Annotated in this window: 12 protein-coding genes; 4 read left to right on the top strand and 8 right to left on the bottom strand. The window is 51.7% G+C overall.

Annotated features, from left to right (window positions below; genetic code table 11):
* The first annotated feature begins 128 nt into the window (after nt 1–128).
* Complete coding sequence (locus SH668x_RS12605; protein WP_437185416.1) at nt 129–1,487, top strand: HD domain-containing protein; 1,359 nt, start codon at nt 129–131, stop codon at nt 1,485–1,487.
* Here SH668x_RS12605 and SH668x_RS12610 read toward each other — a convergent pair.
* The 8 genes from SH668x_RS12610 to SH668x_RS12645 all read right to left on the bottom strand — a co-directional run bounded on the left by SH668x_RS12610 (nt 1,465) and on the right by SH668x_RS12645 (nt 9,689).
* A complete protein-coding gene (locus tag SH668x_RS12610; protein WP_437185417.1) occupies nt 1,465–1,638 on the bottom strand; it encodes a hypothetical protein in 174 nt (57 codons plus the stop codon). The two genes, SH668x_RS12605 and SH668x_RS12610, sit on opposite strands and share 23 nt — an antisense overlap.
* Before the next feature lie 166 nt (nt 1,639–1,804).
* The gene (locus SH668x_RS12615) at nt 1,805–2,002 is read right to left on the bottom strand and encodes a hypothetical protein (protein ID WP_437185418.1); all 198 of its coding nucleotides are present in this window, start codon (nt 2,000–2,002) and stop codon (nt 1,805–1,807) included.
* A gap of 291 nt (nt 2,003–2,293) precedes the next feature.
* On the bottom strand, nt 2,294–2,980 hold the full coding sequence (gene tsaB / locus SH668x_RS12620; RefSeq protein WP_437185419.1) for a tRNA (adenosine(37)-N6)-threonylcarbamoyltransferase complex dimerization subunit type 1 TsaB: 687 nt from the start codon (nt 2,978–2,980) through the stop codon (nt 2,294–2,296).
* Between the two features lie 271 nt (nt 2,981–3,251).
* Nucleotides 3,252–4,085: a rhomboid family intramembrane serine protease gene (locus SH668x_RS12625; protein WP_437185420.1), complete on the bottom strand. Its 834-nt coding sequence runs from the start codon at nt 4,083–4,085 to the stop codon at nt 3,252–3,254.
* Between the two features lie 194 nt (nt 4,086–4,279).
* The gene (locus SH668x_RS12630) at nt 4,280–5,272 is read right to left on the bottom strand and encodes a GTPase (protein WP_437185421.1); all 993 of its coding nucleotides are present in this window, start codon (nt 5,270–5,272) and stop codon (nt 4,280–4,282) included.
* Between the two features lie 99 nt (nt 5,273–5,371).
* Entirely contained in the window at nt 5,372–5,884 is a 513-nt protein-coding gene (locus SH668x_RS12635) for an FKBP-type peptidyl-prolyl cis-trans isomerase (RefSeq protein ID WP_437185422.1), read from the bottom strand.
* Nucleotides 5,885–5,970: 86 nt separating this feature from the next.
* The gene (locus tag SH668x_RS12640) at nt 5,971–6,477 is read right to left on the bottom strand and encodes an FKBP-type peptidyl-prolyl cis-trans isomerase (protein WP_437185423.1); all 507 of its coding nucleotides are present in this window, start codon (nt 6,475–6,477) and stop codon (nt 5,971–5,973) included.
* Nucleotides 6,478–6,566: 89 nt separating this feature from the next.
* Nucleotides 6,567–9,689, bottom strand: a complete 3,123-nt coding sequence (locus SH668x_RS12645; protein WP_437185424.1) for an insulinase family protein — start codon at nt 9,687–9,689, stop codon at nt 6,567–6,569.
* Between the two features lie 270 nt (nt 9,690–9,959).
* Between SH668x_RS12645 and SH668x_RS12650 the strand changes: the two genes are divergently transcribed.
* The 3 genes from SH668x_RS12650 to SH668x_RS12660 all read left to right on the top strand — a co-directional run bounded on the left by SH668x_RS12650 (nt 9,960) and on the right by SH668x_RS12660 (nt 14,351).
* The gene (locus SH668x_RS12650; protein WP_437185425.1) at nt 9,960–10,811 is read left to right on the top strand and encodes a tetratricopeptide repeat protein; all 852 of its coding nucleotides are present in this window, start codon (nt 9,960–9,962) and stop codon (nt 10,809–10,811) included.
* A 5-nt stretch (nt 10,812–10,816) separates the two neighbouring features.
* Complete coding sequence (locus SH668x_RS12655) at nt 10,817–13,273, top strand: BatA domain-containing protein (protein ID WP_437185426.1); 2,457 nt, start codon at nt 10,817–10,819, stop codon at nt 13,271–13,273.
* Nucleotides 13,274–13,382: 109 nt separating this feature from the next.
* Nucleotides 13,383–14,351, top strand: a complete 969-nt coding sequence (locus tag SH668x_RS12660; RefSeq protein ID WP_437185427.1) for a cation diffusion facilitator family transporter — start codon at nt 13,383–13,385, stop codon at nt 14,349–14,351.
* The last annotated feature ends 461 nt before the right edge of the window (nt 14,352–14,812 follow it).

A 14,812-nucleotide genomic window follows, 5' to 3' on the forward strand; every position in this document is an offset into this window, starting at 1 on the left:
ATTTGTCCCGGAACAGCGCTGGACTGAAGAGCAACTTGACGATCGGTTGATTAAAATTCTGATCAGTCACCCTCTTCAAATTCACCCCAGATTCCGAACTGAAAGCCGGACGAAAGCGACTGCTCCTCATGTCTGAGTATGACTCCATTCCAGAACTGGCTGATCTGCAATCGGGTCGATCTTTAATTCGCGTTCCGCCGGAACTCAACATCCCGTTCACACCGAGAGTCAGAGCACTCGTCGATACCGAGGAGTTTCAAAGACTTTCTCACATCAGCCAATTGGGCCTCGTCTCCAAAGTCTATCCGGGAGCGCAGCATACCCGCTTTGAACATGCACTTGGCGTTTACCACAACGCTCTGCGATACATTCAGCAACTGATCAAAGATCCCCGATTTCGTGAACTGATCGACCGCCGGTCCGCGGAACTTCTCATCGTCGCTTCACTTCTCCATGACCTCGGACATTGGCCGTTCTGCCACCCGATTGAAGATATGGAACTCGATGGACTGCCTGCTCATGAAGCGTACGCCTCACGCTACCTGGCGGAAGGAACTGAGCTTGCTGCAGTCCTCAAGCGGGATTGGCAGCTTGAGCCATTGGATGTGCTCGATGTTCTGGTCGCCAGAACGAGTTCCCCACGGATGAAACTCCTCAGATCGATCCTCTCAGGGCCGATCGACGTCGACAAGATGGACTATCTCGATCGTGACAGTCTGCATTGCGGAGTTCCCTATGGTCGCAATTTCGACCGTCAGCGACTCATCCAGTCATTGGTCGTCAATGAAACGGGAGATGGGCTCGCAATCACCGTCAAGGGAAAAACAGCTGCCGAGCTCATGGTGTTCGCCAGGTATGTCATGTTCAGCGAAGTCTACTGGCATCACGCAGTCCGCTCCGCGACAAGCATGTTTGCTCGTGGTTTTTACGAACTGCACGATCGTCTGGACCTGAACAAGCTATTCAGCTTCACGGATGCTGAAATGATTGCCAAGCTCCGAGCAGCCGCCGTCGATACCGAGTATCACGACATGCTTGAAGGAGTTTTTGGTCTGAAACGCCAACTTTACAAGCAAATGGCTGAATACAGCCTCGATCAGTCTCGCGACATCTATCAGCGGATTGCTGGTCAGCCTTACCGGAAGGTGGTTCAGATATCAAATCGTCTCGTCGACAGTCTGAATCGTGATTACGGAATGGCTCTTAAGAAGTCCGACCTCCTGATCGACTCCCCTCCACCGCACCGGGAAGTCGAACTGGCGATCGATGTCTATTTTCCGAAAAAGCAGACATACAGACCGCTGCGAAAAGTTTCACCAGTCGTCGAAGCATTGGCCACAACGCAGTTCGACGACTGGGTGAAACGCGTTCGCGTTTTCCTTGCGCCAGCTCATGTCGAACAGGCGGCCAGAATTGATTGGGAGAACGCAATCATGAACGCGACCAGCGACTCAGGGGATGCCTTCACCCCTGCCGAATCTCTGTGATGTTGGGGAGCTTGCCGATCTCAGGAATGATCCACTGTCGGCAGAGTTCTGTCACAGGCATTCCGAGACGCGCAGCCTCGCTTCGAAGTGTTCGCCATTGCGATACTGGTAAGAAAATTGAAACCTGTTTTTTGATTTCTGCGATTGCCATGATTGCCCTTTCACTTGCTCGCAAAACGTAGTTGATCGAAAACTTGCTTCGTTCGCAGAATTTCCTGAGAACGACACCTCCGGATAGTGTCCCCTCGATGCAGTAAAACCTCGTCTGTGTCAGCACGAAGGTTCAATCACGAAGGATTTCCCTTCATCGCGACATTTCAGCGCCGAACCGGACTCCCCTTACGACCCGCTGCTCCAAACGGATTCGACGTTGCCTGAGAATGATCTCGACGACGACGTACTGGATGTTCGAGGTCAGTATGAGCTTCTTCGTCGTCGCAATCCCATGATCGCCTCGTGAGTTCACTTGGCAAAGGTTCCTGGCTATTCCACAGAAATCGAGCTTCACGCACCATGTTTCACTCCACTGTTACAACGTATTGAAAATCAAAGAAACGACTTGCCGTCCACCTACCTGCCAGCAAGCACCTCTTTGTGTCCGCATTTTCTCGCTGTGACATCCCAGCCATGATTTCAACTGGGTGCGATCATGAACTCAGGGGGACACGAAACGCATGGAGTCAGTCCCAACCCGGTTCAATGATCTCAGCTGCTGACATACAGAACGAAGTTCGAATCAAAACCTTTCAGACATTCTGAAAAGATTTAGAAATTCGTTTCTGAGGGGGAATGGATTCCCTTACGAATTAAGAAGCGGTTGCGCTCGCAGCGTCTGCTTTTTCTTCTGCTGCGCTGCGACGCATGTAGAATGGCTCCAATGTCCAGGGATCATCGAAGTTCCCGGCCAGTGCTCTCTTCTCACCCAGAATGGCAATCGATCTCGCGGTCGGAGTCCAACAATCGGGATGCAGCAAATGGAACTGACTCAGCTCCTCGGAGTAATTCGCAAGTCCCGGTCCAGTGATGAAAGATCTCTCTGGAAGCTGATTGTTCCACTCGGCAAGGCTCAGCAATCTGGGAGGCGTGACTGTTCGCCAGCCATCCGCATCAAGTCGGTACTCTCCAGCGCAGACGTCACCACGGAGAGCATCTTCGATCACCCAAACATGATCCACTTCCTGCTGATTCGCAGCTACTGCCAGAAACGTATCGATCCCCACTAACTTCGTCCGTGCGGCGTAGGCCATCGTTTTGGCACAAACCAGCCCCACTCGCAAACTCGTGAAACTTCCCGGTCCGATACTGACTGCAATCAGGCCAACATCGCTCGGTTTCGCATCCATCGATTGCAGTGCACCCGCGATTTCCGGAACGAGCGATCGGGCGTGCCGTCGTCCGTTGGCCGCCAGATCAATCTCGTGTCGTATCTCTCCATCCACGGACAAAGCGATCGATCCGGATCGTCCAGAAGTTTCAATCGCCAACGTCAGCATGGTAGGGAGTTCAATTCAGTCCAGAGTATGAATGGGCCGCATTCCTCATGCAAACGATTATCCGGTCGATCGGAAACTCTCGCACAGAGACTGCAACGCGCAATATTGTGAACGGTTTCTTCCGACACCACAAGGCTCCATGAACTCCTCGACAATGGTGAAAATCGACCAGAAGTCCATAGAACAGCGTTGATTCGCTCCCTGCCTCGGTCCTCTATCGCAGGTTTGTGTCGCAGTTCCCCTGTAAAGAGGCGAAAGCGATCCTCTCGCTTTACTTCCGCCACAACCGGGGAAGTGCTCCGAGAAGCATCCCTGCGAACAAGCCGCCGAAGTGGGCTCCATTCGCAATATGCATCGTGGGAGAGAGTCCGATGATCGCCCACAGAATCATCTGAAAGACGATGCTTTGCGGCATGTAAAAGCCATCGCTCGGGAGAAAGAGACTGCGCATCCACAGGAAACCGAAGAGCCCATAAACGACCCCCGAAAGACCTCCGAAATTTCCGCCGGCCAACCAATATTGAGCAAAATGAGAAACCAACCCGATGAGCAATACCTGAACGACGAAATACCGTGTGCCGTAAACGCGTTCGATCGCTGTGCCGAGAATCCAAAGCATGAACACATTCATTCCCAGATGAAAAATGTTTGCATGCAAGAACATCGGAGTATAAATTCGCCAGACTTCACCACTCAATATGTTGGAGAGATCTCCACCAATCGGGGTGAATTTCAGGAGTTCAATCAACTGGACATTTCGATTGAATCCGGTAAAGACCGCAACAATGATGGCGATCAGAACAAGTGTCATCGTGGCCTGCGGGGTCGCTGCCCCACGGAAGTGAATTTCTTGTTCGCCAGTTCGTTTCGAGGGCTTCACCGGAGCCTTCAGAACAACCGGCTTAGCGTCATACCGAGAGGCAGTCGAATTCGCTTCGAATGCTGGAAGTTCTTCTCGCGCCCTCTCGACTTGATCTTCGCGAAAAACCCAGATCTCCCAGACGTTGTCAGCAGCATCGACTCGATTCTCGACTCCAAGGCCAGAAAGGTAGTTCTGGAATCGCTCTGCAAGTGCAGCCGATGGAAGTGTACCAATTTTTCGCATTGAAAATTTCTATCGATCTCGTGGAATCACTGCGAAGACGCCCTGTCAAAACAGGAATTTCTCTCAATCCATTTCAGATGTCGATCGAGTGTCCAGACTTCGTCAGTGATCAGTCTGCTTGGTTACCTTGGTCGCATTCTTCCTGTACCGAAGTCAGAATGCGATGTCCGATTTTTGGCCCGCAATGGCAAGAATCAGGTTGTGTAGAGTTCGACAATGTCCAGATTCTGCAAAAGATGGTCTCGCAGCACTTTTCGCCCTGTTGGATTGCCGGTACTCCATACTTTGGCAAATTTCAGATCCGAGGCCAGCTTCTCGTGAATTTTGAGGGCCAGATCCCCCACTGTCGACTCTAAGGGGAGAGAAATTGGTGAAAGATCATGTTCCGCTTCATCGGGACGACGCGTGTAAACGCGAATGACCTCCAAAGACTGCCCCAATTCTTCGCGAAGCCTCTCGACATCCTCGTCCCGATCGAAGTCCACAAGGACGTGTGGAATCTTCAATCGGGCTTCCTGTTCGAACATGGAGTAACGAAATAGTGCATCCGGATCACTTCCCCGAGTCACCACGGCAACAGAGCGTGTATTCACAGTTGAAAAATCACCTTCAACGAATCCTGACTTCTCAGCCAACCTCGTTTTGCGTTTCTCGATTTCTTCGATGACATCGCAGGTCGCGTAAACCGCATCGTCATCGCTGCCATCCAAACACAAAATGACGAGATCTGCTGAACGAATGAAATCGACGAGATAATTGTCCAGGTAGTTTTTGGTGATCGGTGGAGTGTCGATAATCTGAATCCGCAGATCTTCCCAAGTCATCATTCCGGCCAGCGGCTCGCGGGTCGTAAAGGGATAGTCTGCCACTTCTGGTTTGGCACTGGTCAACGCAGCCAGCAGCCGACTTTTTCCGGCATTGGGAGCGCCAATCAAAATGAAAGTCCCTGCCCCCTGACGAGGAATCCGGTAACTACGACCAGATTTCGACGACGTTTGCTCTGCTTGCAGTTCTGCACGGGCAGCTTTCAATCGTGCTCGCAGATCCCCCTGTAGGCGATCAGTCCCCTTGTGCTTGGGAATCTGCTGCAACATTTCCTCAAGGGCGAAGATCTTTTCCTGGGGAGTATTTGCCTGCCTGAATTTCTTCTCCGCTTTGAAATACTGAGGCGTGAGATTCGCGGGCATACCGATTCCATCAACTCAAATTCGCAACATCAAACAAAAAACCCTCTTTGCGACGCGGCGCCCAGAGGGTTTCCATCATCGACATCGAAAGTTCGACACTTACAGTACTCGAATCAACTCGACTTCAAAGTGCAGACGGGCATTGGGCGGAATGGCACCTGGCTGTCCGCGCTCCCCATAGCCAAGCCGGCTGGGGATTTCCAATTCGATTTTTCCACCTTCTTTGATCAGCTGAAGTCCTTCAGTCCAGCCAGCGATCACACCGTTCAGCGGGAAGCTGATCGGCTCTCCTCCAATGGAACTGTCAAACTCCTTGCCGCTGTCGAGCCAACCGCGATAGTGGCACAGCACCTTGGAATTTACATTCGGACGCTTTCCGGTCCCCTCTTCGATGATTCGGTATTTCAGTCCCGAATTTGTTTTCTTGAACTCGGATGCGGTAGTCCCGCTCGCAGGGACGACGCCCGATTCTGGCTTTTCGTTTTTGGCCAACGGGGTCGCTTCGTGAACCGTCGATTCCGACTCAGTTTGAGCGGTTTTTTCTCCCTTTCCAGTTGCGCAGCCAACCGCCAGCACTCCAAGCAACGCAACCTTGAAAATCGTTTTCATCATGAGGAAGTCAACTTCCCTGTTGTATCTGAATTGTTTTGGGGAGAAATGAAACAATTGATCCGCCGGAGTCTTTCCGGACTGCAACACTACTTGATTTTGACCAGTTCGACTTCGAAATGAAGACGCGAATTTCCAGGAATTACAGGCGGTTGCCCTCGCTCGCCGTAACCCAGTTTACTGGGGATCTCGAGCTGAATCTTGCCACCTTCTTTGACATGCTGCAGACCTTCGGTCCAGCCTGGAATCACCCCTTTAAGTGGGAATGAGATGGTTTCCTGGCCGAAGTTTCCATCGAATTCGTTGCCATTATCAAGCCAGCCTCGATAGAAGACTTCGACGGTGTCGTTGGCAGTGGGCTGCTTTCCTTCACCTTCCTTCAAAATCTTGTACTTCAACCCCGATTCGGTCGTCACAAAGCTTTCATCGCCTGCATTCGGTGATGGTGTCTCTTCTTGAGGTGCCGATGCTGCTTCGGGTTTCGCTACCGGAATCAGCTCTTCGGCCCCTTTTTCTTTCTTGTACTGTTCCTCATCAATGACACCACAGCCAGCGATGAACGATGTCAGAATCACAAATGCGAAGAATTTATTCATCGGAAGTTCAAACCACATCGTAATTTCAGGGATTGTCTCAATCGAAAACGCCTGACAGCACATTTTCTGTCAGGCGTTTCGCAGCATAATTAGTTCACTTTGATCAGTTCAACTTCAAAGTGAAGAGTTGCTTTGGCTGGAATGACCGGCGGATAACCGCGATCGCCATATCCCAGCTTCGAAGGAATCTCGAGCTGAATCTTGCCACCCTCTTTAATCAACTGAAGACCTTCGGTCCAACCAGCAATCACGCCTCGAAGTGGGAATGTAATCGGATCTCCCCCTTTGGAGCTATCGAACTCTTTGCCATTGTCCAACCAGCCGCGATAGTGGCATGTCACACTGTTCGCTGCTGTTGGCTGCTTCCCTTCGCCTTCCTTAATGATCTTGTACTTCAGGCCGGACGCGGTTTCTGTAAAACCTTCCTGCTTGTTTTCATCAGCTGGCATTTCCGTTCCTTCTTTCTCGACGCTCTCTTGAGTCTCGCCTTTGGCGTGTTTCTTAAAATCTCCGGCGACCACAACGGCAATCCGGTCCGGGTGAATCCATTTCTTGAAGTTTGCGTTGACCTGATCGACGGTCAGCCCGGCAATTGACGCTTCCTGCTTGGAATAGAAATCCATCTTTCGATTCAGGTATGAGGTCACAACCAGCAACGCGGCAATCTGTTTGTCATCCGAACGTGAAACCTTCTGACTTTCCAGATAGGCCGTCGTAGCGGATGCCAGTTCTGCTTGCGTGATTCCGCTGTCCAACAGCTTCTGAATCTCCTCTTTGATCGCAATTTCCACTCGAGGAATGTTCGTCGGGTTGGAAATCGCATAGGTCAAGAACGTTGTCCGTTCATCGATCGAACTTGGTTGTACGAACGAACCAACACCGTAGGAGAGACCTTCCGCCTGACGCACCCGATCTCCCAGACGGGATGACAGTCCGCTGCTTCCCAGAACGTAGTTGGCAATCAACACACCTGGGTAATCTGGATTCTCATCATTCATCGGGAAGACGGAGCCCGCCAGATAGGTTGCGTTTTCCTTATCTGGGGTCTCGATGACCTGATGAAGCGATTCCAATTTGACGTTAGCTGTTCTTGGAATGTGTGCGAAGGGCTTCTGGGATGTCCAATCTGCCAGCATCTTTTCCAGTTGTGGCTGCACTTCCGCAATGTCGAAATCACCGACGACCGCAACTTCACCCACGGTTCCGTTCAGGAATTTGGAGTACAGCTCAGCGACCTGTTCAACTTTCAACTCTTTCAGTGTCTTCACCTGTTCAGCAGCAGTGGCGACATACCGAACGTCATTGGGAGCATAATCTCCACTGAGTGCTTTGGAGACCGCGACGCGAGCGAGCTGCATCGGATCTGTCTGAGCCTGCTCGTTGGAGGAAATTCGACGATTGCGAATGATCTCCAGCTCATCCGCTGGAAGCGTGGCTTCTCGCAGGATCTGGCGAAGAATGTCCAATGCGCCATTCAGATGTTCACGACGGGTTTCAAGCTGGAATGTTGCTTCTCCAGCATTTCCATCGGCGAACAACTGGGCTTTATTTTCATCAAGAGCATCCTGAATCTGTTGACGATTCAGGCTCTTAGTGCCTCGTAGCATGAGAGACGGAAGGACTTCAGCGGCATGCTTGAATCCTTTGAGGGACTCAGCGTCTCCGTATCTGAGGGTCAGTTGAAGGACGACCGACTCTCCCCGATTTTTCTTAGGCAGCAAAGCTGCTTTCACGCCGGATGGCAGAACAACGCGAGTGGTGCGAGCTTCGATGTTCTCTGGAGAGACGTCAAACGATTCGCCTTGCGCAACGGAACCACGTCCTTCGTAATCGCCAATCATCTCAGCCAGATCCATACGAGGGGGAATGGAAACCCGTTCCGCTTCTTTGGATGGGAGATACACTCCTGCAGTACGATTGTTTTGAGTCAGGTAACGCTTAGCGACTTCGTTGACGCTAGCAGGAGTGACCGCTTCCAGACGATCGCGATACAGGAAAATCAGGCGCCAATCTCCTTGTGCTGCCCATTCACTCAACTGAACCGCCAATCGGGCTGAGTCTGTCAGATCCATTTCCCAGTTCTTCAGAAGGGATCGCTTCGCCCGCTCCACTTCTTCATCAGTCACCCCTTGCTCGCCAAGTGTCTCTGTGATTTCGACCAATTTCGCGAGAACGTCTTTGGGATCGACACCGCTGGTGCATTCCGCCATGAAGCGAATGACGCCCGGATCGTGAAGTGCGAATGCGCCGCCAGAGACACTGGTCGCCAACTTGGTTTCAACAAGCGCTTTGTAGAGACGACCCGAAGGGGATGATGTGAGAATGTGCTCCGCCACATCGATCGACACAAATTCAGGATGAGCGGCAGGTGGAATGTGGTAAAGCGTTCCAGCAAAGCCAACATCCCCGACGCGACGCAAGGTCACCAGTCGTTCGCCATCCTGTGCAGGCTCTTCAGTGTAGTCCTTTTCCAGAACACGTTCCGGTTTGGGAATTGCGCCGAAGTATTTTTGAATGAGAGAGAGTGCAAGTTCTTCTTTGAAGTCACCAGCGATGATCACCATGATGTTGTCAGGCTGGTAATAGTTCTCGTAGAAAACCTTCAGGCGGGAAGCGGGAACTTTCTCGATGTCCGCACGGTTTCCGATGGTGGACTTGCCGTAATTGTGCCAGGAAAATGCAGCGGACATGATGCGCTGCCCCAGAATTCCAGATGGGGAATTCTCCCCTCGCTCGAATTCATTTCGAACGACAGTCATTTCGGACGTCAAATCTTCTTGCTTGATGAAGCTGTTGACCAATCGATCCGCTTCAAGAGCAATCGCGAATTCGAGGTTTTCATCGCTGGCAGGAAGTGTTTCGTAGTAATTTGTGCGGTCGAGCCATGTCGTCCCGTTGAACTCGGCGCCATGATCTTTCAGAGCTTTGGGGACTTCAGGATGCTTGGGAGTCCCTTTGAACACCATATGCTCGAGAAGGTGAGCCATCCCCGCTTCGCCGTAACCCTCGTGGCGGGAGCCGACAAAGACAGTCATGTTGACAGTCACTTGTGGCTTGGAAGGATCCGGAAACAGCAGAACCCGGCAACCGTTTTCAAGTCGATATTCAGAGATTCCTTCCACCTGCGTCACAGGTTGTGGTTCGGCTCCCTTGGTGACAGCTGTCATCATCAACATCCCTGCAAAACATAGATATGCGATTCGGCGAAGCATTTGAATTCCTTACTCCACTCAATTAGCAACATCGACTCGTGACAGCCGTGAAACCATCGGTATCCGTCCCCGGCTAATCCACAACAAAGTTCACTTTGTCCGTGCTGAGTTTAGCAGCGTGTCCCCCCGTTTGGAAACCGTCCTGAATTCAGAAACGACGACAAGGACACACAATAGGTCGATTGCTAGAGGATCCCGGGACGACAGCGAGCAGAAAACTTTTCCCGCTCCGTGAGGTTTTAGACTTACATTGAGCCTGATGATTCCGATATGAAAGTCAACAGCGATTTCATCCCGAAACTCACTGCAAAGCGAGCAAATGTGAAACAGATTTTCGCACGAGTTTTCGACCGGAAACACTGTTCCCTGATGCTGCTTCTTCTGGGGATTGTCGCCATCGGCTGGACAGGTTCTCTTGAGGCGAACCTCAATTTGCAATCCGGCAACACAGCATCAGTTCAAGAAGATGCGGAAATGTTGGCCCGTCTCCAGAAGCTTTCTGCTTTGATCGAACACAACGGCGCTTCGGAAGAGAGCCTCTCGCAACGAGGAGACTTGTATTTTTTCACCGGGCAGTTTGAGAAAGCGGCCAGCGATTACTCTGAAATGGTGAAACTCAATCCCCAACTTGATCACTCCCATTGGAGATTGGGAATCGCGTATTTCTATGCAAAGGAGCCGGAAAAAGCGGCTGCCCAGTTTGACAAGTACCATTCATTCGATGATGTCGATCGAGAGAACGGCATCTGGCGATACTTTTCGCACTACCGAGCCTACGGCAAGGAGTCGGCTCAGAAACAGCTTCTCAAGTATGAAAAAGACGATCGGGAGCCGTTTGGCGACATCTACCGACTGTTTCAGGGAGACCTCGCAGCGGACGAAATCCTCAGGCTGATCAACGCTGCCAAAATCACACAGCAGGAGCGAGACAAGCGACTCTTTTACGCAGAACTCTATCTCGGACTCAACGACACCTTGGAAGGCCGTGAGGAATCCGCCAAGATACACTTGGAACGCGCAGTTGCGAATCCTTGGGGACAAAAGGCCGGTTACGGACCGCATTACATGTATCAGGTTGGCAAACAACAGCTGCGACTGATCACAACACCAACGGGGCGGTAGACAGAATGTCGTTTTTGAATGCGGGGCTGTTGCTCGGACTTGGATTGATCTCAATCCCTGTCGTTCTTCATTTCCTCTTCAAGCAGAAGCCCAAAAATCTTGTTTTCCCTGCGATGAAACTGCTGCAACAGGTGCAGCGTCAAAGTGTTCGCCGATTGAGGGTCAAACACCTGCTCCTCATGTTGCTCCGCATGCTTGCGATCGCGATTGTTGTCTTCGCAATCGCAAGACCTTCAGTTCCACCCGCGAATTACAGTTTGAGCACATGGGAAATCAGAACTCTTCTGGGGTTATCCTCGCTGGGAATTGGCGTTTTTTACATTCTCAAGCATCGCCTGCAGCAGCAGATCAAAAACGCTCACGAGCGTGACGTGAAAGCCAGCCAGATCAGAAACTGGCTTACGATTGGAACACTCGCTGCAATTTTGATGCTCGTCATTTGGCCCTACCAGCGACGAATTTCAGCCGAAATCGTCGATCCATCGCCGGTGACATCAAATGATCTCCCTGTGTCTGGAGTGTTTCTGTTCGACAACAGCATGAGCATGACCTATCTGCAAGCAGGTGAAGACTCGCTGAAGAAGGCTCAGGTCATTGCCAACGCCCACATTCAATCTTTGCCATCTGGAAGTCGTATCGCAGTCGGAGATGTGGCGACGGACCGGCCGATTCCCTTCCAGTCGACAGTCAGCTCTGCCGTTTCCAGAATCAATTCTTTGAGCCCATCATCTGTCGCTCTCCCGTTGGAAGACCGGCTCCGTGAGGCGATCAAATCCCATGATGATGACCGTAAACGAACGCTTACCGACCAATCGGACCTCGACGAAAATCTTCGAAAAGATCGTTATATCCGCCGGGTCTACATCTTCACGGATCTCGCGAAATCAGCCTGGAGAACTGCCGGTAGCAGCCTGCTGAAGAGCGATCTGGAGAAGTTCAAATTCGTCAACGTCTACCTTGTTGATGTCGGTCAGTCTGGAACAAGAAATCAATCGCTTCTCAATTTGAATCTCTCAGGAGAGCGTATTCCGCTCGGGGGAGAATTGAGCGTCTCGGCCACGGTTCTCTCGCAGGGGCAGGACATTTCAGCACAGGCGGTCGAACTGTACTTCGAGGGGAAAACCGGAGAACAGTTGAAACAGGGACAAGTGACTGTCGACCTCAGTGCAAACCAGTCCGCAGAAGCCCTTTTTCCGCTCCTTTCCGGAATCAACCAGCGGTGGATCAATGGAGAAGTCGAACTGGTCGGAACCGACCCGCTGCTCTTTGATAACACTCGATATTTCAGCGTCGAGGTGAGCGATCCGCCGGAGATCCTGGTCCTCGCACCGGATCAGGAGACCGCACAGGTCTGGATGACCGCACTTGCTCCTCACGATCAGAAGAGCGCTTCGCTGAATAAGTTCAAACCGAAATTCGTGCGCTACGATCGGATCAAGGAACTGACGCTCTCCGATTATCCAAACATCACGATGATCAATTGTCCGAGGATGACGGACGATGCGTGGTTCCAACTCGGCAAATACGTCGAAGATGGGGGCGGACTCATCGTCGTCACGGGGAGTGCCGACATCGCGTCCGAAAATTATAACCGCGCCGCAGCCCAGAAATTCCTTCCAGCCGCGCTCGATGCATGGCACCCGATTGGTGAGTGGAGTTTCTCGGTCGATTCCAAGAACCACCCGCTATTCTCCATCTATCGCCGACTGGAAAATTTCGGCTCATTCTCCATGTTTGAAAATCTGGTCTACGTCACCAGATTCTGGATGGTGACTCCCGCACAGGGGGCCAACGTCCTTTCCACTTACCTCTCCCCCGAGAAGTTCCCGGCAATTATCGAGAGAAGTACAGGAAAAGGGAGGACCGTACTGATCACCACAGCCGCAAGCCTTCCCGACAACCCCAATGATCGATGGAATAATCTCCCGAGTCCCGTTCTGGAACCGTGGATCTTTTTGGCGTTTGTCGAGCAGGCAACAGAATATGTTTCCCGTTTCGGAAACGTCGAACGATCATTCGTGTGCGGGCAGACCCCGATCATTCGACTCCCTGCGACAGATGCGGATCGGACCTTTCTACTGCGGCAACCAGATCTGAAACAAATACGCGTTCAACTCCCAGCGAATGAATCGATTCTTCGGTTTAAAGAACTGACTTCCCCGGGACACTACGAATTGACTGATCCGGAGTCCCGCGACATCCTCGGCTCGTTCAGTTTGAATTACAGCCCAGAGGAGAGCGATCTGACAAGAATGACAAGTTCAGATCTGGATGATCGACTGGGAAAAGATCGATATCAGGTTGCTGAGAACATCGAACAGCTGAAGGACAACATCAACGCAGCGGATTTGGGTCAGGAGATTTACCCGCTGCTGCTTGTTCTGGTTGTCGTGCTGTTTTGTAGCGAACATCTGGTCGCGAACCGCTTTTACGACAATCCATTAGAAAAGCAGTCGACTTGATCAATCGACGTTCCCCAGGAGTCTCCGTTCCCTGGATTTAATCTTGCCCTGTGGCGTTGCCTGCTAAATTGGATGTATTCGAAATCCTTGCAGACTTGGGAGAGACTCGATGGGTTCAGGATGCCAGCACAAAGGGCCTCACCACAGTTCTGGAACCGGCAATCAACGTAAGCTCTTGATCACACTCGGTCTGATCGCGATTTACTGTATTGCGGAGGTCGTAGCTGGACTCTGGACTGGCTCACTGGCCCTACTTGCAGACGCTGGCCATATGGCATCGGATGCTGGTGCGTTGGCGATCAGCCTGATTGCAGCGTGGCTGGCGAGATGCCCGCCGAGCCGACAGCAAACCTTCGGGTATCATCGAGCCGAAATTCTGGCGGCACTCCTGAATGGTTCACTCCTGTTTCTCATTGCAGGGGGAATTCTTCATGAGGCATGGGAGCGTTTCTTTACTCCAACGCCAATTCTCGGAATCCCCATGTTGGCGGTCGCTGTCGGTGGACTAATCATTAACGTGATTAGCCTGGGAGTTTTACATGGGAGCAAAGACGAGAATTTGAACATGCGCGGAGCTTGGCTGCATGTCATCGGCGATACGCTTGGGAGCGTCACGGTGATCGTAGCCGCCATACTTATCTGGCTGTTCAGCTGGAATTGGGCAGATCCCGTTGCCTCCGTGCTGGCCTGCCTGCTGATTCTGTACTCCGCATGGAACCTCATTACCGACGCCACGCTGATTCTCATGGAACACGCTCCGCGAGACGTGGATGTAGCGGAGGTCCGCCAGATAATCTATTCAGTCCCGCATGTCGTCGATGTCCACTGCTTACACGTCTGGACAATCGCAAGCGGGCTTCGCGCGGTCTCTGCACACATCGTACTGGACGAAGTGCAGCATGGGAGCAAAGAACGAGAGCAGATTCATGATCTGCTGAAGCATCACTTCCAACTGGAACATATCACGCTGCAGATTGAAGACCCGACATCGAACCACTGTACTGAGCGGGAAGATGGCGACTGTCTTGTGACAACACAATCGCACGACGCGCACTCCCATGCTGGCCACTCACACTAAACAACAGCCTCACCATCGGCAGATGACCAGGGATTTCCCTGAATCAAACAGGAGTGCTCCTCCGCCATTCACGACGACATTTTGCCCCATACATTCACAGGAATGAGCACCTTCAGGGGCGACTCTCACTCATCTGCCTGCACATTGCCTAACGGAAAGCTAACGAGACAGGTGATCGAGTCATCTGGTCTTTCGGGCAAATTACATCCACGGAAATAGTAGAATCTTTCGTCCCATTGCATCCGGAAATGACACCTGCATGTCTGGAATCAACTGTTTATTTCGGAACAGCAAGTTTTGATAACAATTCGCAACACTGCCGTCGCCTGCAACAACGGTTTTTCCCAGCTATTTCACGTGATTTTTCAACAGTTATTACGCACATTCTATTGCCAACTCTCTTATTCAGAGCGAGATTGAAGGAGTCCACTCTCGCAATACAGAGTGGTAATACGTCGCCT

The organism is Planctomicrobium mucosum (genome assembly GCF_051466335.1).
Taxonomy (GTDB): Bacteria; Planctomycetota; Planctomycetia; order Planctomycetales; family Planctomycetaceae; genus Planctomicrobium.

Bases quoted from the DNA above. Each gene is read 5' to 3' on its own strand.
- SH668x_RS12605 (WP_437185416.1), top strand. From the start codon at position 129: ATGTCTGAGTATGACTCCATTCCAGAACTGGCTGATCTGCAATCGGGT.
- SH668x_RS12610 (WP_437185417.1), bottom strand. From the start codon at position 1,638: ATGGCAATCGCAGAAATCAAAAAACAGGTTTCAATTTTCTTACCAGTA.
- SH668x_RS12615 (WP_437185418.1), bottom strand. From the start codon at position 2,002: ATGGTGCGTGAAGCTCGATTTCTGTGGAATAGCCAGGAACCTTTGCCA.
- tsaB (WP_437185419.1), bottom strand. From the start codon at position 2,980: ATGCTGACGTTGGCGATTGAAACTTCTGGACGATCCGGATCGATCGCT.
- SH668x_RS12625 (WP_437185420.1), bottom strand. From the start codon at position 4,085: ATGCGAAAAATTGGTACACTTCCATCGGCTGCACTTGCAGAGCGATTC.
- SH668x_RS12630 (WP_437185421.1), bottom strand. From the start codon at position 5,272: ATGCCCGCGAATCTCACGCCTCAGTATTTCAAAGCGGAGAAGAAATTC.
- SH668x_RS12635 (WP_437185422.1), bottom strand. From the start codon at position 5,884: ATGATGAAAACGATTTTCAAGGTTGCGTTGCTTGGAGTGCTGGCGGTT.
- SH668x_RS12640 (WP_437185423.1), bottom strand. From the start codon at position 6,477: ATGAATAAATTCTTCGCATTTGTGATTCTGACATCGTTCATCGCTGGC.
- SH668x_RS12645 (WP_437185424.1), bottom strand. From the start codon at position 9,689: ATGCTTCGCCGAATCGCATATCTATGTTTTGCAGGGATGTTGATGATG.
- SH668x_RS12650 (WP_437185425.1), top strand. From the start codon at position 9,960: ATGAAAGTCAACAGCGATTTCATCCCGAAACTCACTGCAAAGCGAGCA.
- SH668x_RS12655 (WP_437185426.1), top strand. From the start codon at position 10,817: ATGTCGTTTTTGAATGCGGGGCTGTTGCTCGGACTTGGATTGATCTCA.
- SH668x_RS12660 (WP_437185427.1), top strand. From the start codon at position 13,383: ATGGGTTCAGGATGCCAGCACAAAGGGCCTCACCACAGTTCTGGAACC.